At 59.6% G+C, this 21,843-nt stretch carries 20 protein-coding genes and 2 pseudogenes; 15 read left to right on the top strand and 7 right to left on the bottom strand.

Annotation, left to right across the window (positions count from 1 at the left end; genetic code table 11):
* Positions 1-25: 25 nt before the first annotated feature.
* From frc to P3T16_RS24440, 3 genes are all read left to right on the top strand, one after another.
* Positions 26-1,276 (top strand): formyl-CoA transferase, encoded by a 1,251-nt coding sequence (frc, locus tag P3T16_RS24450; RefSeq protein ID WP_429344246.1) that lies wholly within the window; start codon positions 26-28, stop codon positions 1,274-1,276.
* Between the two features lie 144 nt (positions 1,277-1,420).
* Positions 1,421-1,858 carry a PAS domain-containing protein gene (locus P3T16_RS24445; protein ID WP_429344245.1) on the top strand — a complete coding sequence of 146 codons (438 nt, stop codon included), beginning with the start codon at positions 1,421-1,423 and terminating at the stop codon, positions 1,856-1,858.
* Positions 1,859-1,900: 42 nt separating this feature from the next.
* Entirely contained in the window at positions 1,901-2,143 is a 243-nt protein-coding gene (locus P3T16_RS24440; RefSeq protein ID WP_429256165.1) for a hypothetical protein, read from the top strand.
* A 21-nt stretch (positions 2,144-2,164) separates the two neighbouring features.
* On the opposite strand, the gene P3T16_RS24435 is transcribed toward P3T16_RS24440, so the two are convergent.
* Both P3T16_RS24435 and P3T16_RS24430 read right to left on the bottom strand, forming a co-directional pair.
* On the bottom strand, positions 2,165-3,634 hold the full coding sequence (locus P3T16_RS24435) for an MDR family MFS transporter (protein ID WP_429344244.1): 1,470 nt from the start codon (positions 3,632-3,634) through the stop codon (positions 2,165-2,167).
* 128 nt (positions 3,635-3,762) lie between these two features.
* Positions 3,763-4,770, bottom strand: a complete 1,008-nt coding sequence (locus tag P3T16_RS24430) for an AraC family transcriptional regulator (RefSeq protein WP_429344243.1) — start codon at positions 4,768-4,770, stop codon at positions 3,763-3,765.
* 188 nt (positions 4,771-4,958) lie between these two features.
* Between P3T16_RS24430 and P3T16_RS24425 the strand changes: the two genes are divergently transcribed.
* Complete coding sequence (locus P3T16_RS24425; protein WP_429256162.1) at positions 4,959-5,393, top strand: GFA family protein; 435 nt, start codon at positions 4,959-4,961, stop codon at positions 5,391-5,393.
* Between the two features lie 73 nt (positions 5,394-5,466).
* The gene (locus tag P3T16_RS24420) at positions 5,467-6,315 is read left to right on the top strand and encodes a methyltransferase domain-containing protein (RefSeq protein ID WP_429344242.1); all 849 of its coding nucleotides are present in this window, start codon (positions 5,467-5,469) and stop codon (positions 6,313-6,315) included.
* 179 nt (positions 6,316-6,494) lie between these two features.
* Here the strand turns inward: P3T16_RS24420 and P3T16_RS24415 are convergent, their stop codons facing one another.
* The 4 genes and pseudogenes from P3T16_RS24415 to P3T16_RS24400 all read right to left on the bottom strand — a co-directional run bounded on the left by P3T16_RS24415 (position 6,495) and on the right by P3T16_RS24400 (position 9,088).
* Positions 6,495-7,130 (bottom strand): glutathione S-transferase family protein, encoded by a 636-nt coding sequence (locus P3T16_RS24415; protein ID WP_429344241.1) that lies wholly within the window; start codon positions 7,128-7,130, stop codon positions 6,495-6,497.
* 292 nt (positions 7,131-7,422) lie between these two features.
* On the bottom strand, positions 7,423-7,848 hold the full coding sequence (locus P3T16_RS24410; protein WP_429256159.1) for an organic hydroperoxide resistance protein: 426 nt from the start codon (positions 7,846-7,848) through the stop codon (positions 7,423-7,425).
* Between the two features lie 60 nt (positions 7,849-7,908).
* Positions 7,909-7,983 (bottom strand): annotated as a pseudogene (locus tag P3T16_RS24405) (3-oxoacyl-ACP reductase); the annotation flags it as partial.
* 253 nt (positions 7,984-8,236) lie between these two features.
* Positions 8,237-9,088 carry a LysR substrate-binding domain-containing protein gene (locus tag P3T16_RS24400; RefSeq protein WP_429344240.1) on the bottom strand — a complete coding sequence of 284 codons (852 nt, stop codon included), beginning with the start codon at positions 9,086-9,088 and terminating at the stop codon, positions 8,237-8,239.
* Between the two features lie 116 nt (positions 9,089-9,204).
* Between P3T16_RS24400 and P3T16_RS24395 the strand changes: the two genes are divergently transcribed.
* The 10 genes from P3T16_RS24395 to P3T16_RS24350 all read left to right on the top strand — a co-directional run bounded on the left by P3T16_RS24395 (position 9,205) and on the right by P3T16_RS24350 (position 20,907).
* Positions 9,205-9,852 carry an FMN-dependent NADH-azoreductase gene (locus P3T16_RS24395; protein WP_429344239.1) on the top strand — a complete coding sequence of 216 codons (648 nt, stop codon included), beginning with the start codon at positions 9,205-9,207 and terminating at the stop codon, positions 9,850-9,852.
* Between the two features lie 299 nt (positions 9,853-10,151).
* Positions 10,152-10,931: an alpha/beta fold hydrolase gene (locus P3T16_RS24390; protein WP_429256156.1), complete on the top strand. Its 780-nt coding sequence runs from the start codon at positions 10,152-10,154 to the stop codon at positions 10,929-10,931.
* 192 nt (positions 10,932-11,123) lie between these two features.
* Positions 11,124-11,738 carry a hypothetical protein gene (locus tag P3T16_RS24385; RefSeq protein WP_429344238.1) on the top strand — a complete coding sequence of 205 codons (615 nt, stop codon included), beginning with the start codon at positions 11,124-11,126 and terminating at the stop codon, positions 11,736-11,738.
* A 191-nt stretch (positions 11,739-11,929) separates the two neighbouring features.
* The gene (locus tag P3T16_RS24380; protein WP_429344237.1) at positions 11,930-12,133 is read left to right on the top strand and encodes a hypothetical protein; all 204 of its coding nucleotides are present in this window, start codon (positions 11,930-11,932) and stop codon (positions 12,131-12,133) included.
* 81 nt (positions 12,134-12,214) lie between these two features.
* Positions 12,215-13,129: a LysR substrate-binding domain-containing protein gene (locus tag P3T16_RS24375; RefSeq protein WP_429344236.1), complete on the top strand. Its 915-nt coding sequence runs from the start codon at positions 12,215-12,217 to the stop codon at positions 13,127-13,129.
* Positions 13,130-13,310: 181 nt separating this feature from the next.
* Positions 13,311-14,600 carry a dicarboxylate/amino acid:cation symporter gene (locus tag P3T16_RS24370; protein WP_429344235.1) on the top strand — a complete coding sequence of 430 codons (1,290 nt, stop codon included), beginning with the start codon at positions 13,311-13,313 and terminating at the stop codon, positions 14,598-14,600.
* Positions 14,597-16,078, top strand: coding sequence for an aspartate/glutamate racemase family protein (locus P3T16_RS24365; RefSeq protein WP_429344234.1), 1,482 nt, complete (start codon positions 14,597-14,599; stop codon positions 16,076-16,078). The genes P3T16_RS24370 and P3T16_RS24365 overlap by 4 nt, the downstream gene beginning before the upstream one ends.
* Before the next feature lie 204 nt (positions 16,079-16,282).
* On the top strand, positions 16,283-17,440 hold the full coding sequence (locus tag P3T16_RS24360) for an asparaginase (protein ID WP_429344233.1): 1,158 nt from the start codon (positions 16,283-16,285) through the stop codon (positions 17,438-17,440).
* Between the two features lie 227 nt (positions 17,441-17,667).
* Positions 17,668-19,095, top strand: coding sequence for an aspartate ammonia-lyase (aspA, locus tag P3T16_RS24355; RefSeq protein WP_429344232.1), 1,428 nt, complete (start codon positions 17,668-17,670; stop codon positions 19,093-19,095).
* Between the two features lie 360 nt (positions 19,096-19,455).
* Positions 19,456-20,907 carry a hypothetical protein gene (locus P3T16_RS24350; RefSeq protein ID WP_429344231.1) on the top strand — a complete coding sequence of 484 codons (1,452 nt, stop codon included), beginning with the start codon at positions 19,456-19,458 and terminating at the stop codon, positions 20,905-20,907.
* Between the two features lie 353 nt (positions 20,908-21,260).
* On the opposite strand, the pseudogene P3T16_RS24345 reads toward P3T16_RS24350, so the two are convergent.
* Positions 21,261-21,796, bottom strand: a pseudogene (locus P3T16_RS24345) (transposase); the annotation flags it as partial.
* Positions 21,797-21,843 lie beyond the last annotated feature (47 nt).

The following is a 21,843-nucleotide window of genomic DNA, read 5'->3' as shown; positions in this document are numbered from 1 at the left end:
CTGGCTAATTTACGGAGATACCAAAGTGAGCAAACCCCTCGATGGCATCAAGATCATTGACTTTACTCACGTGCAGGCCGGTCCTGCATGCACGCAGATGCTGGCATGGTTCGGCGCCGACGTGATCAAGGTCGAACGTCCCGGGTCCGGCGACGTCACGCGTAGCCAGTTGCGCGACATTCCGGGCGTCGACGCGCTCTACTTCACGATGCTGAACAGCAACAAGCGTTCGCTGACGCTCGACACCAAGAAGCCGGAAGGCAAGGAAGTGCTCGAGAAGCTGATCCGCGAATCGGACGTGCTCGTCGAAAACTTCGGCCCGGGCGCACTCGACCGGATGGGCTTTTCGTGGGAACGTCTGAACGAACTGAACCCGAAGATGATCGTCGCTTCGGTGAAGGGTTTCAGCGACGGCCACCACTACGATGACCTGAAGGTCTACGAAAACGTCGCGCAATGTGCGGGCGGCGCGGCGTCGACCACCGGCTTCTGGGATGGTCCGCCGACGGTCAGTGCAGCTGCGCTTGGCGACAGCAACACCGGCATGCATCTCGCGATCGGCATCCTGACCGCGTTGATCGGCCGCGACAAGACCGGCAAGGGGCAGAAGGTCGCGGTGTCGATGCAGGACAGCGTGCTGAACCTGTGCCGCGTGAAGCTGCGCGACCAGCAGCGCCTCGATCGAATCGGCTATCTTGAGGAATATCCGCAGTATCCGCATGGCGAGTTCAGCGACGTCGTGCCGCGCGGTGGTAACGCGGGCGGCGGCGGTCAACCGGGCTGGGTGCTGAAGTGCAAGGGCTGGGAAACGGATCCGAACGCGTACATCTATTTCACGGTGCAAGGTCACGCGTGGGAGCCGATCTGCCGTGCACTCGGCAAGCCGGAATGGATCGAGGATCCGGCCTACAAAACGGCCGAAGCGCGTCAGCCGCACATCTTCGAGATCTTCAAGACAATCGAGGAGTGGCTCGCCGACAAGACCAAGTACGAAGCCGTCGACATCCTGCGCAAGTTCGATATTCCGTGCTCGCCGGTTCTGTCGATGAAGGAACTCGCCAACGATCCGTCACTGCGCGCGAGCGGCACGATTGCCGAAGTCGAGCACAAGGAGCGCGGCACTTACCTGACGGTGGGCAGCCCGATCAAGTTCTCGGACCTGAAGCCGGAAATCACCGCGTCGCCGCTGCTGGGCGAACATACGGAAGAAGTGCTGGCAAGCCTCGGCTACAACCGCAACCAGATCGACAATCTGCGCGAATCGAAAGTGGTCTGATCGCGCGGGTGGGTCGCATCTGACGTCTCCGGTTATCAGGTCGTGGAGCGTCGCTGAAACAGCGCCCCGAGCGGGCGCTGTTTTCACTTCAACATGAATAGCCGGATCACAAACGGCAGCTATTTCTGGAGATTCGCTCGAACCATGCAAACAGCCATCGATTATCAGCAACTGGTCACGGCGATCGGCGACGCGGTCGTTATCTCGGGCGGGGACGGCAACATCACGCTGTGGAACCCCGCAGCTGAACGCATGTTCGGCTTCACCGAAGAGGAAGCGTTGGGCAAGTCGCTCGACGTCATCATTCCCGAGCGTCTGCGTGGACGTCATTGGGACGGTTATCACAAGACCATGTCCACCGGACAGACGCGCTATGGCAACGATGTGCTGCGCGTGCCGGCCGTTCATAAGGACGGCCGCGCGCTGTCGATCGCGTTTACGGTCGCGCTGTTGTATTCGCCGGAAAAGGCGTTGACCGGCATCGTCGCGGTCATTCGCGACGAAACCAGTCGCTTTCAGGAAGAGCGCAACCTGCGCAAACGTCTTGCTGAGCTGGAAGCGCAGGCGCCGGCGGGCGCATAAAGTGCCGGCATTTCATCCGCCGGCTCTGTCAGGAGAAATTCGATGCGAGTAGAGACGCTTGGACGATATCAGTTCGAGCTATCGGCGAGGCAGTTCATTCACAACGGCGGCTGGGCTGCGTTCGCTGCGATCAGCACAACGGACGACACCGCCGACGCGCCGGTCGATGTGCTGCCGCTGCAGCAGGTCATGGAAAACGCGATCTTCGAGAGTGAGGCAGCGGCGATTGCCGCTGCGCGCGGCGTCGTGATCGCGTTGCTGAAGCAACCGTTTCCGCCCTCCTGACGGGCGGGAACGGGAACGGCTTCAGCCTGTCGATGCTTCACCGACCGCCCTGAGTTTGATCGCGGGCACGATCATCACCGAAAGCACCACGCCCAGCGAAATCACGAGAATCGACGCAAACGTGAGATGCAGCGACTGGTGCAGCGCCAGTCGCACGGCGTTGTCGTGCAGGTTGTCGGCGGCTGAGTCGAGCAGTTGACGCAACTGGTCGGACGTAACCGCGGCCATGCCCTTCGTGTGGCTCAGCCCGTAGTTGAGCACTGCGCCGAACATCGCGGCGCCCAGCGTGCTGCCCAGATTGCGCGAGAAGAGATTCGACGCAGTCGCGCTGCCGCGCTCCGATGGCTTCACAATTTCCTGAATCAGCATCAGACAGCTCACGCTGACGACGCCCATCCCGAAGCCCATGACCAGCGAACCGAGGCCTGCGAAGACCGGCGTGCTGTCGGGCGTCAGCGTCGCGAAGAACACGGCGCCAAGCGGCAGAAACACGCTGCCGGCGATGAGCGTCCGGCGCAGTCCGATCCGGTGAAACGTGCGCGCGGCGAGGGTGGCGCCGGTCGGCCAGCCGACCATCATCATTGTCAACGCGAGCCCGGCGATCACCGGCGAGCGGTGCAGCACGCCCTGCACGTACATCGGCAGAAACGTGGTCAGTCCCATCAACGCCATGCCCGACAGCACGGTGGCCGCGTTGCACGCGGCGATCGGCCGATGGCTCCACAGTGCAAACGAAATCATCGGATCGGCGGCGCGCCGCTCCTGTGCGACGAAGAGCATCCCGCTCACGACAAACACTGCCAGTTCCAGCGCAGCGCGTTCATAGTCCGACGTGCCGAAATCGGTCAGCGCCATCATGAGCGCCGCGATGGCGACCGTGAACAGCGCGGCGCCCGCGATATCGATCGAAGGCTGTCCGTGCCGTTCGTGTTCGTGCAGATAGCGGATAAAGCCGATTGCCGAAATGATGCCGATCGGTACGTTGATCCAGAAAATCCACGCCCACGACAGATCGTGAATGATCAGACCGCCGAGCATGGGGCCGACCACCGCCGAAATGGCCCAGACACTCGCGAGATAACCCTGGATCTTGCCGCGCTCGCGCGCCGGATAAAGGTCGCCGACGATCGTCAGCGCGACCGGCTGCATGGCCCCGGCGCCGATACCCTGAATCAGGCGGAAGGCGATCATCGCGGGCATCGACCAGGCGAAGCCGGCGAGCACCGAGCCCACCAGAAAAATGGCAATGCCGATCAGCATGACGGGCTTGCGTCCGTACAGGTCGGCGAGCTTGCCGAACACGACGGTCATCGCCGTTTGCGCGAGCAGGAACGACGAGAAGACCCAGCTATACAGATGCAGTCCGCCGAGTTCGGTGACGATCTGCGGCATCACGGTTGAGACAATGGTGGCCTCGATTGCGACCATCGCCATCGATGCCATCACCGCTGCGATCACCAGCGGTCTTACGGTCTTTGTGTGTTGTGACATGTCACCTGTCGGCGGCATCGGGTCCTCGTGTGCATCGTACGCAGGTTGCTGCATCGCGGGAGACGCAGGCGTTCGATGTTATCACCGGGCTCGAAATGGCGTATGGCGCGTGGGTCGCTGCGGGGATTTCACGCAGCGTCTTCTGCCACGTTCGCGACAGTCCGATCCTTATGGCTTTTTCGCCAGGTCGCAGGCGGCACGCCAAATTCGCGCCTGAATGCGCGGTTGAACGCCGCCTCCGAATCGTAGCCGATCTGCTCCGCGACCACGGCCAGCGATGTGCCGCCAGCCAGCATTTGTTGCGCCGCGATCTGCAGGCGCCAGCGCGCGAGATACTGCATCGGCGGCTGGCCCATCAGATCGCTGAATCGTTGCGCCAGCGCCGAGCGCGACAGACCGACCTTGCGCGCGAGTTCCTCCACAGTCCATGCGTACGCGGGCTGCGCATGCAGCATCGAAAGCGCGCGCCCGACGAAGCGATCGCGCACGCCCGCAAGCCAGCCTTTCTGGTTCTCCGGCAGCGCATCGATGCAGCGGCGCACGGCTTCGACAAAGAGCAGTTCCGAGAGCCGCGCGAGGATGATCGTGCTGCCAGCCCGTAACTCGGACGCTTCGGTCGCGGCGAATTTGACTGACGATTCGAGCCACGCACAGTGCGGATCGCCGCGCATATCGATCTTGAAGATGCGCGGCAGCGACGACAGCAACGGATTGCTCAGCACGTCGTCGCAGGCGAGAAAGCCGCAGACCACCTGCGTGCGCGCTCCGCCGCCGCCATGAGACAGCTTCATCACCTGGCCGGGGATCGCATCCAGCTGACCCGCCAGCAGCGCGGCGGCGGGCACCGGATCGAGATCGAGCGCGCTGCCCATTACGTGTGTTTCGCCTTGTGGCACGACGAGCAGTTCGCCCGCGCTGAGATGAATGGCCGACTCGGGCGCGTTCGGCAGCTGCGCCCAGCAGTTGCCCTCTGTGATCAGATGATATGAAACGATGCGCTCGGAGACGGGCAGATACGACGAGCAAAGCGCCGTATCCGTGCGGCCGATCAGGCTCCACGGCGCAGAGAATTCCGCGTTGAGAAAAACCGCGCCGCTCAGGCGCACAACACGAAGCACGTCAGAAACGGCATCCATGAAAGTGTCCGGCAATTCGTCAATTCCGGCGTTCCGCTCAAGAAATCTGGACGCCTGATCGTTTATCGATGCGACCAACGCGCCGATACTAGCATCCACCCTGGCGCACAACAACGCGCCACGCGACGAAAGCAGCGGTCGTGACCTTAATCCGGCGGGGCGTGTACATATCACCAAGGAGACGCTATATGAGCAACGGAACATCCTACGCAGGCAGCTGTTTTTGCGGCGCTGTGCAATTCACGGTCAGCGGTGAACCCGAGGGAATGGGTTATTGCCACTGTGAGTCGTGCCGAAGCTGGTCAGCAGGCCCGGTGAACGCGTTCACGCTATGGAAACCGGAAGCAGTGCACGTCACGCGCGGCGCTGACAATATCGGCACTTACAACAAAACACCGCACAGCTTTCGCAAGTGGTGCAGAACATGCGGCGGACACATTTTCACCGAGCATCCCGGCATGGGACTCACCGACGTCTACGCTGCATCCATTCCCGACTTCCCATACGCCGCCGGCGTTCACGTTCACTACCAGGAAACCAGGCTGCCGATGAAGGACAGCTTGCCCAAGATGAAGGACCTCCCGAAAGAAATGGGCGGCTCGGGCGTTGTCGTCGTGGAATAACGCGGTCCTGCGTTTCGTTCTTTCGCATGTTGGCCTGTGTGTGCGTTGTGTGTGCCTTAACTGGAGTTCAACTATGCCCTCAGAAGTATCACCACCCCCGGCTTCTACCCCTTCGCCCGCGATCGATCTTGCCGCGGTCAAAACCCGTCAGCAGATCGCGTGGTCGACGGGTAACTATGAGGTTGTCGGCACGACGTTGCAGATCGTCGGCGAAAACCTGTGCGAGGCGCTCGACCTGCGTTCCGGCGCGCGCGTGCTCGATGTCGCGGCCGGCAACGGCAATGCGTCGCTGGCGGCGGCGCGTCGCTGGTGCGACGTTACGTCGACCGACTATGTGCCGTCCCTGCTCGAATCAGGCAAGGCGCGCGCGCTGGCCGAAGGTCACGCCATCCACTTCCAGGAAGCGGACGCGGAAAACCTGCCGTTCGCTGATGCATCGTTCGATGTGGTGATGTCGACGTTCGGTGTGATGTTCACGCCGGATCAGGCCAAAGCCGCGAGCGAACTCGCGCGCGTCTGCAAACCCGGGGGGAAGATCGGCCTCGCGAACTGGACGCCCGAGAGTTTCATCGGGCAGGTGTTCAAGACGATCGGCAAGTACATTCCGCCTGCACCGGGCGTCAAGTCACCAGCACTGTGGGGCACGTCGGCGCAGCTGGGCGAACTGTTCGGCGCGACAGCGCTGAAGATCCATACGACCGATCGCGCGTTCGTGTTCCGCTATCGCTCGCCGGCGCACTGGATCGACGTGTTCCGGACCTGGTACGGTCCGATGAACAAGGCATTTGCCGCGCTCGACGCAGAGAAGCAGGCGGCGTTCAATCAGGACCTGATGACGCTGATCGCGAGCCGAAACCGTTCGGGCGATGACACGCTGGTGCTGCCGAGCGAATATCTTGAAGTGGTGATCGAGCGGAAGTGATGGAATGCAGCAGGAACGCCTGTTACGGTTTTCGCACGTGACAGGCGGTTCGTGTCGCGTTTCCCGGCGGCGAGCCGTACCTTTTATGGCGCGCGGTTGACTGTAGAGGTGCATCAATCGACTGCTGTGGTCTTCGCACGCGCATAGCGCGAATTGAGGCCGCTTGCGGTCGTCTTTTTTTACCCCGCTTCGTCCAGCTTGATTGCAAAACCGCGCTGCACACCGGGACGCGCGAACAAGGCCTCGTACCAACGTTTGACATTCGGGAAGTCGTCAAGCGAGACCTGATGGCGCTCGTGTCGCCACGCCCAGCCGAGAATCGCGAAATCCGCCACGGATATGCTATCGGCGACGAATTCAACCTCGGCGAGCCGCCGGTCCAGCACGCCATAGAGTCGGCGCGTTTCCTCCGAGTAGCGCTTGAGTCCGTAACGCCGGTCGGCCTCCGACTCAATCATCCGAAAGTGATGCACCTGGCCAGGCATTGGACCGAAGCCGCCCATTTGCCACATCAGCCATTCAAGTACCGGCACGCGCTCGCGCAAGCTTGCGGGCAAGAACTTGCCTGTCTTTTCGCCGAGATAAAGCAGGATCGCGCCCGATTCGAAGACATTGATCGGTTGAGCGCCGGGTCCATCGGAATCGACGATCGCCGGGATCCGGTTGTTCGGGCTAATGCGCAGGAAATCCGGCTTGTGTTGCTCGCCCTTCGTGATGTCCACCGTCTTGACGGTATACGGCAATTCCATTTCTTCGAGCGCGACGCTGATCTTGCGGCCGTTGGGCGTGTTCCAGGTGTGCAGAGTAATAGTCATGGGAAGCGGCCTGTTATGAAACGATGTGCGTGCGTGCGGGACGATCACTGCGTACAAGCGGCCGTAATGTCCAGCAAGCGGAATGCTTTGCCTTCAGTGGGTGTTGTCCGCGTGACCATCACGATACGGGCGACAGTGGCCGTTCAAATTTGCGGCCGCAGGTTCCTGCCGGCCGAAACGTTGTACGCACACAGCGCACGTAACGGTGCGGCGAGATCGACGCGTGAATGGAACGGTCCTGCGACTCGCCAATCACAACGGCGACCAGCAGCTGATCGAACAGGATTTCAGCTTAGACGAGCGTAAGTGTCACGTCTATGTTGTTCCGCGTTGCGTTCGAATAAGGGCACACAACATGGGCCTTGTTGATGAGGTCCTGAGCCGCTTCGCGTCCCATGCCCGGCAGCGATATCTTCAACTCGACTTCGACGCCGAAGCCATTGGGAATGGCGCCGATGCCCACGGTTCCGTTGACCGACACATCAGCCGGGATAGCGATTTTGTCGCGCGCGGCAACGAATTGCATTGCACCGATAAAGCACGCGCTGTAACCGGCAGCAAAAAGCTCTTCGGGGTTGGTGCCTTTCTCGCCCTTGCCACCCAATCCCTTCGGCCTCGTCAGCTTCAGGTCCAGTCCGCCTTCCGGCGCCACGGCGCGGCCTTCCCGGCCTCCGGTAGCCTCGGCATGAGCGCGGTAGAGAACGTTTTCGATCGACATTGTCAGCTCCTTATCGATGTATCAGATAACGGGCGCAACCAGCGGCGCCCCGGTGATGCTTTAGTGCCCGGCGCTCTGGCCGCCGTCGACGTGCAGGATTTCGCCTGTCACGAACGGCGCCTCACGCACCCGTAAAGACTACGACCTTTTGGGACGTGCCCATGGAAAACCTCGAATATTGGATTCGGCTCTCTTGCCGACCGGGCCGGCAGCTCCGCCAGGTACCCAATCTAGGCGTATTGATGCTCCGGGCAAACACCCACCATGGACAAACAATTTTGCGCGAGCGGAACAAATCGGATCGCGGCTCGATAATTCATGGGCCAGCGTGGGTCGAGCGAGGTCTTGATTCCTTATCTTTGGCAGCCCGCCTTGCGCTCACCCGGCGTCATCCTTTATGCGCGAATGCCAGCACGATCGCGTTGCCCAGTTCGTCGGCGACGCCTGCCGATGCGCCCGGCGCTGTGAACATCGTGAACTCGACATCGGGCAACGCAGGCAGGCCGACATCCGGCGCGACCGCATGCAAGCCGTGCGCGAGCTGTGTATGCGCGATCGGCGTCACCGCAAAGCCGGCCTGCGCGGCGGCACACAGGCCTGCGCCGCTGGGGCATACCAGCACGACCCGGTAATCGCGGCCGGCGCGAGCGAGCGCGGCCAGCGCGGCCTCGCGATACGGGCAAGGTTCTGGAAGCAGCGCTAGCGGCACCGGCACGCCAGGCGCAGGCGAGGCCCACGTCGCGCCGGCCCACACGAGCGGCTCGCTCCACAGCACGCGTCCTGGGCGGGCATCCTGGCAGCGTCCGCCGATCACCACGTCGAATTCGCCCTGGTCCATCGCCTGCAGCAGTTGGGCCGGTATGCCGACCCTGATACTGAACGCGATGCGTGGGTAGCGTACCGCGAATGCCTGCATGACATTCATCAGCCTGACGTTGGCGAGGTCTTCTGAGAGGCCGAGACGGATCGCGCCCTCGCTGGGCCCGCGAAACAGCTGCGCCTGCGCATCATGATTGAGCGCGAGGATGGCGCGCGCGTAACCCAGCAGCAGTTCGCCGTCCGCCGTGAGCGTGACCGAGCGCGTGGTGCGCGCGAGGAGGTCGCGGCCGGTCTGCTTCTCCAGACGCCGGAGATGCGCACTAACCGCGGACTGCGTCAGATTGAGACGGGCCGCGGCGTGTGTGAAGCCTCCTTCCTGGACGACGGCCACGAAAGAGCGGAGCAGAACGGTATCGAACATGGGATAGTCCTTGCCAATACAGTGCGAATGCAACTGAATAGGGCGATGATACTTCGTTTATATTTTGAATTGAAATATGTTCTGATGGCGGCAGTCAACCTACCTGGAGTAGTCCCATGCCGACCTTATTGCATATCGAATCGTCGCCACGCAAGACGCGGTCTGCGTCGCTCGACGTTGCACGTGCCTATCTGGAGGCCTGGCGAGACGCTCATCCGGATCATCCGATCGACGTGCTCGACCTGTGGGCGATCGAGTTGCCGGAATTCGACGGCGACGCGCTCGATGCCAAATACGCGGACCTGAGCGGCACGCCGCTAAGCGTTGCCCAGCAGCAGGCGTGGGCGGGCATCCGGCACCTCGCGCAGCGGCTGCACGACGCGGATACGTTGCTGCTCTCCGTGCCGCTGTGGAATTTTTCCATTCCGTACAAGCTCAAGCATTTCATCGACGTCGTGTCGCAGCGAAACATCCTCTTCTCATTCGATGAGCGTGGGTCCCGGGGCTTGCTGGAAGACAAGAAAGCAGTGGTGATTTATGCGAGAGGCCTCGACTATTCAATGCAGTCGGGCACGCCCGCCCATTCGTTCGATTTTCAGCGGCCCTATATGGAAGCGTGGCTGCGATTTGTCGGCGTCACCGACGTCGAATCGATTGTCGTGGAGAAAACGCTCTTTGGCCCCGAAGTCGATCACGCGGCGAGACAGGCGGCGCGCGAACGGGCAGTGGCGCTGGTGGGGGCAGCTTCCGTTTCGGGTCGGTAGCTGAATTATCCCGAGCTACTAAAGCATAGCGCCACGGCTTACTCCGCCGACATTCGTTACGTGGTGTATGAACTGTTTTGCGCAGTGGTTATAGCGAATCACGTTGCCCTTCGCGACCTGCTGCTCCACTATTTGAAGCGCTTCTCGCAATACGGATCGAGCACAAGGTTCGCTCTTTCAACATTATTAATTGGACTCCTTACCGTATCCACGGCGCAGATCTAGCCCGCGCGGAAACTGACGACGCGTGTGTGCGATATCGCCGCTTCCATTCCTGCCTTTTTTAACGAGGTACTGCTTTGAACACGCTGATAAAGAAATGGTCGTTGTCGCTGGCCGTCGCCGGTTGTCTGTTATCCACCGCCACTGCGCAGGCCGCGTCCGACCCGGACCTCGCAGGCAAGAACGTCGTTCTGGTACATGGCGCCTTCTCGGACGGATCGAGCTGGGACAAGGTGATTCCTCTCCTCGAAGCAAAGGGCCTGCATGTGACGGCTGTGCAAAACCCCCTGACGTCTCTCGGCGACGACGTTTCGGCCACAACCCGCGCGATCGGGCGGCAAAATGGTCCAGTGGTGCTGGTCGGCCATTCGTGGGCGGGCTCTGTCATCACGCAGGCGGGCAACGACGACAAGGTCAAGGCACTCGTATATGTCGCAGCATTTGCTCCCGACAACGGACAATCGGCTAACGACATTCAAAAAGACCTGCCGGCACCGTCATGGGCAGCCGAAATTCATAAGGACGCTGCGGGTTTCCTGACGCTGTCCGATAAGGCGATCGCGGAAGATTTCGCGCCCGATGTTTCGCGGGCGCAAGCGCGTCTGCTCGCTGCGACACAAGAGCCGTGGTTTTCAGGCTGTCTCACCGAAAATATCGGTCACGCAGCATGGCACGACAAGCCGTCCTGGTATGTCCTCACGACGAAAGACCATATAGTCGGTCCCGCATTCCAGATGAAGATGGCGAAACAGATCGGCGCTACGGTCGTCAATGTGGAGGCGAGTCACGTACCGATGCTGTCGAAACCTCAAGAGGTCGCTGCCGCAATCATCTCGGCAGCGCGGCAGGCAAAGTAGCAGCGCGCGCCCGTTGTTCAGAAACCCGCCGACAGATTCGAAGCGAATTCGGTTAATTCGCTCCATGCGACGAATCGCGCAGCGAGTCGTTTAGCAAGTCCAGTTCGACGCCGCACTCGCCGGCAACTGGTTCGGTGGGTCCTAAGCAAGATTGACTGTCTTCAAGACACCCAGCCTATCTGGAGAATCCATATGTCAATGCACAAGAAACTGTGCGCTTTTCTCGCCACCCTTACATTGGCCTGCGTCTCGTTCGCGCAGACGTCCGACGTCAAGCCCGAACGTATCCGCGGCGAAATTGTGTCGCTTCGCGGCGACGTCCTGAAAGTGCATCGCCGCGGCGGTGGCACCGTTTCGATTGAAGTCAAGCCTGACGTCGCGGTAACGGCCCTCAAGGTGGTCAAGCTCTCCGACGTCAAAGTGGGATCGTATGTTGGGACGCCGGCAATTTCGGGTCCGGACGGAAAGCTGACTGCTACGTCAGTGCTGCTCTTTCCGGAAGCAGCGCGTGGCACACAGGAAGGACATTTTGCCTATGATTTTGGCCCCAACAGCACGATGACGAATGCCAACGTGGACAGTCTTGTTACAGCTGCCAGCGGTCGCGAGCTCAAACTCTCCTATAAGGGAGGCAGTAATACCGTGACGGTGCCGGAAAACGTGCCGGTCGTGACCTTTGCTCAGGCGACGCGAGCCGACCTCACATCGGGCAAGAAGGTGATTGTGGTCGTGACCCCGGCTCAGCATGGTGTCTTTGAGGCGCACGTGGTTCTGGTAGAAAAAGACGGGGTTGTGCCGTCGCTGTAGTGGCAATCGGGCGCTGCTGCGCCCGGTTTTTCCATGCTCCGTCGCATAGGCAAAAAGCTGGACACTAAATCGCACCTGACGACAGCAGCGGTCCGCACACGATTAAGTAAAACGAGCCTGGAAATTTTCGCCTACTGCTGCCACGAATGATATATGCGTCTCTAAAGCGAATTTTTGTATGGAGGTCAGGCATGCTTCAAGTGACTGTAGAACTGTTGCCTGGTGATAGGGAACACGGCAAGCGGATCCTCGCGCGGCCTGACAATTACCAGCCCTCCGCCACGCTTGCAGGCTCGATCGAGAAGTCGCCGGGATGCAGGGCGCTTACGCGCTCGGCGTTGCCGCTGAACATACATGACGGCGCGGATCGAATTGAAATCGGACGCGTTTCATGACGTGTCCGAGACATCGGCCAGCGTAGAATCACACACTCACTTCGAGGCACGCTCCATCGCTGCACGTCATATGGATCCGACATGGAAATCAAGTGGATTGAGGACTTCATCGCTCTCTCGCAGTATCAGAGTTTCTCGCGGGCGGCGGAGTTCCGGAATGTCACCCAGTCGGGGTTCAGCAGGCGCATTCAGTCACTTGAGCAGTGGGTTGGCGCGGACCTCATTGATCGCAGCAGCTTCCCTCCAACTCTGACGCCTGCCGGACAACTGTTTCGGGAGGCAGCGGTAGACATACTGGGAAAGCTATTTGATACGCGAGCCATCATTCGTATTGACCAACGCATGGCGGGCAAAGGCTTGCAGATTGCAGCGGGTCATACGATCGCGCTAAGTTTCCTGCCCGGCTGGCTGAAAGCGCTCACTGGCCGTTTCGGGGAGGTACGTGCCCGGGTGATACCCACCAATGTCCACGACTCCATCCTGATGCTCGTGAACGGCAACTGCGAACTGATGTTTGCATATCATCACCCGGAACTCCCCCTCCATCTCGATCCGATCAGGTACGAGCATCTCACCGTGGGCGTCGATGTACTGATACCTGTCTGCCGGCCAAACCCACGTGGTGCGCCCATATTCCGGTTGCCGGGAACGGCGGCCCGTCCATTGCCGTTGATTTCGTATACAGAAACCAGCTATTTCGGCCGCTGCCTCGCACTCCTTTTGAGTCGGGTCGACACGACGCCAGCTTTGCGGCCTCATTACGAGTCCGACATGGCCGAGGTTCTCAAGAAACTGGTGCTGGAAGGCGAAGGAGTCGCATGGCTTCCCAAAAGCTCGATCGTCGCCGAGCTCGACGCGGGTGTTCTGGTTCCAGCGGGCCGGGAGGCATGGACTCTTGAAGTCGAACTTCGCGTCTACCGGGATGCCTCAAATCGCAATGAGTTTTTGGACACGCTTTGGCGCCACCTTCGCGCCGCATCGCAGTCCGTCGATTAGGGGTTATCCCGCCTTATGCGAGTTTCGCATATCCCTATGCAAGACCCGCATCGCGTCTTTTTTGATCATCTCTATCATCCGTCCATACACAGAAACGCCGCCCCGCTAACGGCGTTTTTGCCTCCTGCCAGCGTACGGGGGTCACGTCAGACCTTTGTGCGCCTTTCTCGGACTGATGGAAATGAAAAACCGCCTTACTTTCTATATTCTGGTCGGCATGGCGCTCGGCGTGATTGTCGGTTACATGTGCCATCGGAATGTCGCCGATGCTGCAGAAGCGAAGGCAATCGCAGGCTACTTCTCGATCATTACCGATATCTTCTTGCGGCTTGTGAAGATGATTATCGCGCCGCTAGTCTTCGCCACGCTGGTGTCCGGGCTCGCCGGAATGGAAGGGACGAGCGACGTGCGCAGAATCGGGCTCAGGTCGGTGGGATGGTTCGTGTGCGCCTCGCTTTTCTCGCTTGCGCTTGGTCTCGTCCTTGCGAATGCCCTGCAGCCCGGCGCCGGCTTGCATATGACGCAGACCAGTTCCGATGTTGCCACCGGCCTCAACACCGCGGGTCTGAACTTCAAGGACTTCGTCACGCATGCGTTTCCTTCCAGCATCATCGATGCCATGGCTCGAAACGACATCCTGCAAATCCTCGTCTTTTCTGTCCTGTTTGGCGTCGTACTGAGTGCCATCAGAAAGGACCCGCGCGTCGCACCGCTGATCGCCTGCGTAGACGCGCTCGTACCTGCAATGCTGAAGCTGACCGACTATGTGATGCGACTCGCGCCCATTGGTGTTTTCGGCGCCCTTGCATCCGCGATTACCGTGCACGGCCTGGATGTGCTGACCACGTATGGCAAGCTCGTCGGCAGCTTCTACCTCGGTCTCGCGCTGCTGTGGATTGTCCTCATCCTCGTCGGTCATGTCTTCCTGGGTAAATCGATCTGGATGTTGCTAAAAGCTGTCCGGGAGCCTGCGATGCTCGCCTTTTCGACCGCGAGCAGTGAGGCCGCCTATCCGCGTCTGACCGAGAAGCTGGAAGAGTTCGGTATCGACAAGAAGGTCGTCGGCTTTACGTTGCCGCTCGGCTACGCGTTCAATCTCGACGGATCGATGATGTACCAGGCGTTTGCCGCGATTTTTATCGCGCAAGCATTCGGCATCGACATGCCGCTCAGCGCTCAAATCATGATGTTGCTGGTCCTTATGTTGAGCAGCAAGGGCATGGCCGGCGTCGCAAGAGGTTCCGTGGTGGTGGTCGCTGCGGTTGCCCCGATGTTTCACCTCCCCCCGTCTGGCGTGGTGCTTATCCTCGCCATTGATCAGATTCTCGATATGGGGCGAACCGCCACGAACGTGATTGGTAACAGTATCGCGACGGCTGTTATTGCGAAGTGGGAGACGAGGCGGGTCGTCAAGCGGATCGACGAAGAGGACAGCGTTGCCTTGGGCCAATTGCGAGGCGAGACGAAATGAACAGCGCAAGGGTGCTGAGCGGGAAAAAGTTCGGCGTGGTGGGCGGTCTGGGTCCGCTGGCGAGCGCGGACGTCTTTTTCAAGCTGGTCAAATCGACGCCCGCGTCGAGCGATGCAGAACACGTCGACGTCATTTTTGAGCAGCATCCCTTCCGAAGCGCGGCTATAGGCAGTGAGGCGACGACTCAGCGAAAACTGTACATTTTCGACATGATCAGCGGCTTCGAGAAGCGAGGCGTGACGACCGTCGTACTCCCCTGCTTTCTCAGCCACACGTTTATCGATGAGCTCAAGGCGAACTCGCCCTTGCAGATTGTCGATATGGTCGAAGCCGTCCGCAGCCATGTTCGAAGGAAATTTCCGGCTGCCCGGCGAATCGGCGTGCTGACCTCGGACTACACCAGTCGAAAAGGGCTATTTGAAAAGTATTTCGCGGCGCCGGAGTTTGAAGTTATTCATCCCCGCCCACGTGACGGCATCGATCTCATCACCGAAGCCGTCTACGGCGAGAACGGCGTCAAGAGTGGAAACCTGTCTGGCCGACCCGTTGCGCTTCTGCGCGAGGCGTGCGAGGACCTCATCGCGCAAGGTGCAAATATCATTGTGCCGGGCCTGACCGAGATTGCGCTCGTGGCTGAGGAAATGGGCCCTTTTCGAGTGCCACTGATCGATTCGAATCTCGCGTATGCGCAGTACGTGATAGCGGGCGATTACGGTTTGCCCGAATCCTTTTTCAAAGTGGGTGTAGTCGGTGGAGTTGGGCCCGCGGCTACGGTGGATTTCATGCAGAAGATCGTGCGCAACACGCCGGCGAATCGGGACCAGGACCATATCAGGCTTCTGATTGAACAGAACCCCCAGATTCCCGACCGCACAGAAAACCTGATAGGTGACGGGCCCGACCCAACTATTTCGCTTTACGCGACCTGTAAGAAGCTCGAGTCGGGCGACGCGGACCTCATCGCTATTCCGTGTAACACCGCTCACGCATTTGTTGAACGCATTCAACCGTATCTGGGCATACCGATCGTCAATATGCTGACAGTTACGGTTCGCCATCTCAGGGAGACGTTTCCGCTGCTGCGCTCCGTTGGCGTGCTGGCAACCTCGGGCACGATCGCAAGCGGCGTCTACGAGAAAGCCCTCGAATCAGAGGGGTTGCGGCAAATCGTGCCTGAAGCGGAATTGCAGGCCCGCGTGATGGAAGCGATCTACGGCAAGGAAGGGGTGAAAGCGGGATTCACCACCGGGCGATGCCTGGACGATATCGCCGCTGCAATTGACGGACTCATTGAAGAAGACGTCGAAGTCATCATACTGGGATGTACCGAGTTGCCGCTTTTACTGCCGCAGGCGAGTTTCGTAGGCACGACTGGCGCACGCGTCAGCCTGGTCGATCCAACCGATGTCCTTGCACAGCAATGCGTGGCCCTGGCGACGGCGGCAGCGGAACGGCCCCTTACCCGATCGGCAGACTAACCCGGTCAAAGTCGCTGACTAACGCGGCATACCAGCGAGCGCGGGGTAACGAAGTTCCGCAGTCATTGGACACCTGTGGATCGATGCTGACACCCGCCGAACGTATCGGGCACGACGTGGACGCCTGTAGTAAGTAGTACTGCCTGGTGACGTTGACATGCGACGTCCTTCTTTGCGCTGTTAAATCTTTATAGGAAACTGGATATGAACACCAAGACTACCCTTCAACAGGCCGCCTGTCTGCGCAGGTCTGGCACAACGCTAACCGCTGTGCTTCTCGTATGCGCCAGTTCCTTATATGGCACGAGCGTTTGGGCCGCAGACACGACGTCTGATAACGCGACAGCCACCGAGGCGGCGAGTCCGACAGCCGGATCGCCCCGGATTCTTGTCCTGGCAACCGGTGGCACGATTGCCGGCACAACTGACCCGCGTTCAGCCATTGGCTACAACTCGGGAAACGTAAAAGGCCAGGAACTGGTTCGGGCGGTTCCGGGCATTGAAAAACTCGCGAGCATAACCTCTGAGCAGATATCCAATGTCGGGTCGCAGGATATGACCGACGAGATCTGGTTCCGGCTTGCGCGCCGAATCCAGGAGGCCTTCGATCGAAACGAAGCAGATGGGATCGTGATCACCCACGGCACGGATACGATGGAAGAAACGGCATTCTTCCTGCAAAACGTTGTGCGCCCGGACAAGCCGGTGGTACTTGTAGGGTCAATGCGGCCGGGCGGATCGACGAGTGCGGATGGGCCCAACAATCTTTACGAAGCGGTGGAAGTGGCAGCGAGTCCGAAATCCCGAGGTAGAGGTGTGATGGTGGTCATGAATGACCAGATTCACGCGCCGCGCTGGATTACCAAGACCAACACGACTGCCGTGCAGACTTTTGCTTCGCCGAACGCGGGTGTAATTGGCTATGTCGACCCGGCGAGCATTCGTTTTGTCGCGCCTGCGCTTGCCTCGACACGCGATCCCCTTAGTTTGCCGGCGAACGGTCACCTGCCGCGTGTGGAAATCGTCTATGCCCACAGCAACATGGACGGAGCCCAGATTGACCACGCTATTGCCGACGGAGCGAAGGGTATCGTACTGGCGGGCGAGGGCGATGGCGATGCGTCCAGGGAGGCGCTGGCTGCCCTCGACCGGGCGGCGAAAAAGGGTATCGTGGTTGTCCGCTCGACGCGTGTGATGTCTGGATTCGTCAACAGAAACGTGGAGGTCGAAGACGACAAGCGCGGCTTCGTCGTTTCACTCGATCTGAATCCGCAAAAGGCACGGTTGCTCACCCAGTTGCTCATCGCGAACGGGACGACTAGCCCCGGCAAGGTCCAGCAGGCCTTCTCTGGCACCTTTTGACTGTGGGCCGGAGAGCTCTGATCAGCGACGGTCCGACGCTGATCAGGCAGCGCAAACCGTGAAGGAGGGGTTGGCATGGCGATTTCACGGAAACCGCCATGCCCTGTGCGTGGATTGACGCGCATCATGACAAATTGGCACTACGATCGCGTCATATTTTTTCCTTCTTAAGGTGCAAGGGTGTCTTCAATCCCGATCAACTCCATTTCCGCTTGAGGAGCATGTCCATGGCTGCCGAAACTTTCTTTAGAACCGAACATGATCTGCTTGGCGATCGTGAAGTTCCCGCTGACGTCTACTATGGAGTTCACACGCTACGTGCGCTGGAAAATTTTCCAATTACCGGTTCGCCGATCTCCGTATACCCGGAGTTGATCAAGGCACTGGCTTGCATCAAACAGGCCGCCGCACAGGCGAATCATGAGTTGGGTCTACTCGACAAGGCGCGTTGTGACGCGATCGTCGGTGCCTGCGCTGAATTGCTGGGAGGCAAGCTGCATGATCAGTTTGTGGTTGACGTGATTCAGGGCGGCGCCGGGACCTCGACCAACATGAACGCCAACGAGGTCATCGCCAACCGCGCGCTCGAACTGTTAGGGAAGAAGAAGGGCGAATACCAATATCTGCATCCGAACGAGCAGGTCAACATCGGCCAGAGCACCAACGATGTGTACCCATCGGCCCTGAAAGTCGCGACCTGGTTCGGCATCCAGGGTCTCATCGAGGCAATGGAGGTTTTGCGACACGCTTTTGAAGCAAAGGCGCTGGAGTTCAAGGACGTTCTGAAAATGGGGCGTACGCAATTGCAGGATGCGGTGCCGATGACGCTCGGTCAGGAGTTCAGCACCTACGCCGTGATGCTCGGAGAGGACGAGGAACGGCTTCGAGAGGCGGCGCTGCTGATCTGCGAAATCAACATGGGCGCGACGGCGATCGGAACGGGCATTACCGCGCACCCCGACTATGCACCGCTCATCCTGAAGCATCTGAAGGAAATTACGGGTATTCCACTTATCACGGCACCTAACCTCGTAGAAGCGACGCAGGACTGTGGCGCTTTCGTTCAGTTGTCCGGCGTGCTCAAGCGCGTGGCAGTGAAGCTCTCGAAAACCTGCAACGACTTGCGTCTGCTCTCCAGCGGTCCACGCGCGGGTCTTGGGGAGATCAACCTCCCGCCCATGCAGGCTGGCTCGAGCATCATGCCGGGAAAGGTCAACCCGGTTATACCTGAGGTAATGAACCAGATTGCATTCGAGGTCATCGGCAACGATGTCACCGTGAGTTTCGCGGCCGAGGCCGGTCAGCTCCAGTTGAATGCTTTCGAGCCGATTATCGCGCACAGCCTGTTCAAGAGTGTGACCCACCTGCGCAACGGCTGCCTGACACTCGCCGAGCGGTGTGTCAAAGGAATCACAGCCAACGAGGCTCGCTTGCGCGCGTCGGTCGAGAATTCGATCGGCATCGTGACGGCGCTCAATCCGTACATCGGCTACGCCAACGCGACATCCGTCGCGATGGCGGCACATGCCTCGGGCGGGCGAGTCTACGACATCGTGCTCGAGCGGGGGCTGTTGTCCAGGCAACAACTCGACGAGATCCTCAAGCCAGAGGTACTTACGCAGCCCACGCTGCTTCATATCCCGCCGACACGGTAAGCGATCTGGCCGTATGAAGCGCCTGGTGTCGAGCCGGGAGGTGACGATTGGGCTTCCGGGTTCGGCCATATCCGGTCATCGAGAATTGGCTCGCAGGCGGCCGGTTGTGAGAGTGGACCGGCCTCCAATCACCACGGGGGCTAGCAGGCAGACTTCGCTACATCAAACATTCGCAAGGTCGCGTTCCCCACCAATCGCGTTGGCGCGCGTGCCAGGACACTCGCTGCGTTGACGTCGGGTTTACTCTCCTATCAGAAGCTTACGACGCTACCGTTAAACCGATTAACCGCACAAGGATTGATTTTGCCTTGAGTTCCCGACGCGCCGATGCCACCAATAACCCTACGCGAGGGGCAACCTATGAGAGCGCCTTCCAAACGCTGCGCTAGAGGTGTTGACCGGGTCTTAAAAGCGATTTTTGTAGGCCTATTCGCAGCAACATGTTCTGTTTCTTCGTTCGCGGACCATTTTGTGGTATTGAGCGATTCTCCCCTGCCCGAACGCAAGGAAGCGACCCCCGGGCTGCCAGAAATTAGCTACGCCGGACCCTCAGCCAAGGGCGGGTTGGTGCTCGCAGGGCGTCAAGGCTTCTACAGTAGTTGGGCTGCTCATGTGTCGGACGACGCCACATTCGCCTGGGTGAGCACCTTGCCGCAACAGTGGCCTGGCATCGGCGCGACGGCGGTTGCCGATGCACGCGACGGGGGCTTCTGGGTCGTCGGTCACGGGCGTTCGATGGATACCAGGGCGGCGGAAAATCAGGCCTCGTCCGGTTTGGGCCGGTTGATGGTCACTGAAGCTGCAAGCTACGACAATCTTGCACGACTCGACAAGTCTGGCCAGATGCTTTGGCAACGTCGCCTCTTTGAAGGTCATCAGCGATTCGCCTACTGCGTTCGCGAAGCGCCGGATGGCCCGATTGTCTTGGGCTTTTCCCGTCAGACATACCGTGCAGCGAGTGACAAGTCCAAGTCCGATGCGGTATTTGTTCCGTGGCTGACGAAGTTCGACCCGGCGGGTCACATGCAATGGGATCGTGCGCTTATTGGCGAGGATGTGCCTGCGCTCGAATCTCCCGACCTTCGCGATCCGTCTTGCACAGGCCTGCAGATTTCGGCGAAAGGCCAGATAACGGTTGCGGTTACGGTCATCGAGATCGATGGTGCGACTAAAACGTCCGAAGGAGTCGTTCTTCCCGCCCGATATTGGGACCACACGAGCGCTCGCGGCACCCTCGTTGTTCAGCTTTCCTCAGATGGCCATGTACTTCATTCCTCAAGAACATCGAATGCGTACTCGGCTTATCTATTTGCTCAAGGTAGCGGCTTTTCTCTTGTCGAGCACCTGCGCTACAAACTCGACTCGGGCAGACTGGCTGGTGCTGATTTGCTTCATATGATGTCTGCGATTTTCGATAACGTCAAAGCCACCGGCATCCGCATCACTCGTTTTGACGAGCGACTTCAGACGATTAGCACACAGGAAATCAAGCTACCTGCCCTCGCAGACCGGGTCTCAGCCGTGCTGCAGGCGCGATCGGGAGGATATTTCGTGGCGGGCTGCGATCAGTCCGGCTTCAACTCAATTGTGCACATCACCGCCACGGGATCGATTGGTGCAATTGAGCGCATCAAACCATCTCCAAGCATCAACCAATGCGACACATTCGGACTGGCAAATGGGCGAAACGACGGTGAAGTCCTCGTGTTCTACGGTGGCAGTCTTGACCGTAATAACATTGCTCGGCTGAAAGTGGTTCCAGACTATGTCGCTGCATCTCCCGTAAAAGGTCGAACGTCACCTGCGCCATAAACGACGCTCAAGCACCTTGTGTCGTTCGCGGCAATGCGGGCTGTTTTCATTATTGGAGCTCGTAAAAGTTCGAACCTTCTAGCCAACGTTAGCAAACGGTCGATGAATGTTTTAGAGGGTGCAAACGAGTGTCCGGTTCGTGGCAGCCAATCAGACATCCGCTGAACGCAGATGAACGGCAGGAGCGGGTCGATCGGAGACGCTCGCAGGCGTCGCTCACCGGCCGAGGCACGTGTAAAGACGTGCAGAACTGACGACCGGAAAAGCACCGTTGGAAGGGCAGTTGCGTTGCACCTCGACGCGGGCGGCTGACCGGATTGTGTGATGCCGGGGAGCAAGGTCGGCACGCGAGTTCACGCGCCGTCCAACTTGATTGCCCGCATCGCCTTGACGAACCCGAGAATCGTGATGACGCGCTTGAGGTTGTATGCCAGGACATGCAAACTCATTTCGGTCGCGACGTGACCCAGCCTGTGCGTCTGGAAGTGGGTCGAACCCATCCAGTGCTTGAGCGTGCCGAACACGTGCCCGACTGTACGGCGTCGTATCGTCATTGCATTGAGTTGGCAATCCAGCATTGACTGCATTGCCTCAAGCACCGATTCGTGCTCCCATCGCCGGATACGCCTGTAATCAGATGGTGATTGGCTTTTGATCGGGCAATTCGGGCAGGCCCTGCTCCACGAGGTGCGCAGGGTCATCGGATTGTGGCGCTCAACCGAACTAAACCGGTAAATCGCCCGCTGCCCGCCGGACAGCGATACTGGTCATCGTTAGCGATATAGGCGAAGTCAGTCCGGCCGAACCACCCTTCGGCCCTCGCGCCAGATGTCAGCGATTTCGGCACCATCGCGGCGATGCCTGCGTCATCGCATGCCTTGGTGTGCGGCGGAGTCAAGATTCGCACCGAACTCAGTGTTAGGTACGGCGAATTCC

The organism is Paraburkholderia sp. GAS42, from assembly GCF_050436565.1.
Classification (GTDB): Bacteria; Pseudomonadota; Gammaproteobacteria; order Burkholderiales; family Burkholderiaceae; genus Paraburkholderia.
Note: the sequence above shows the minus strand (reverse complement) of the source record. Positions and strands in the feature narration are given on the sequence as shown.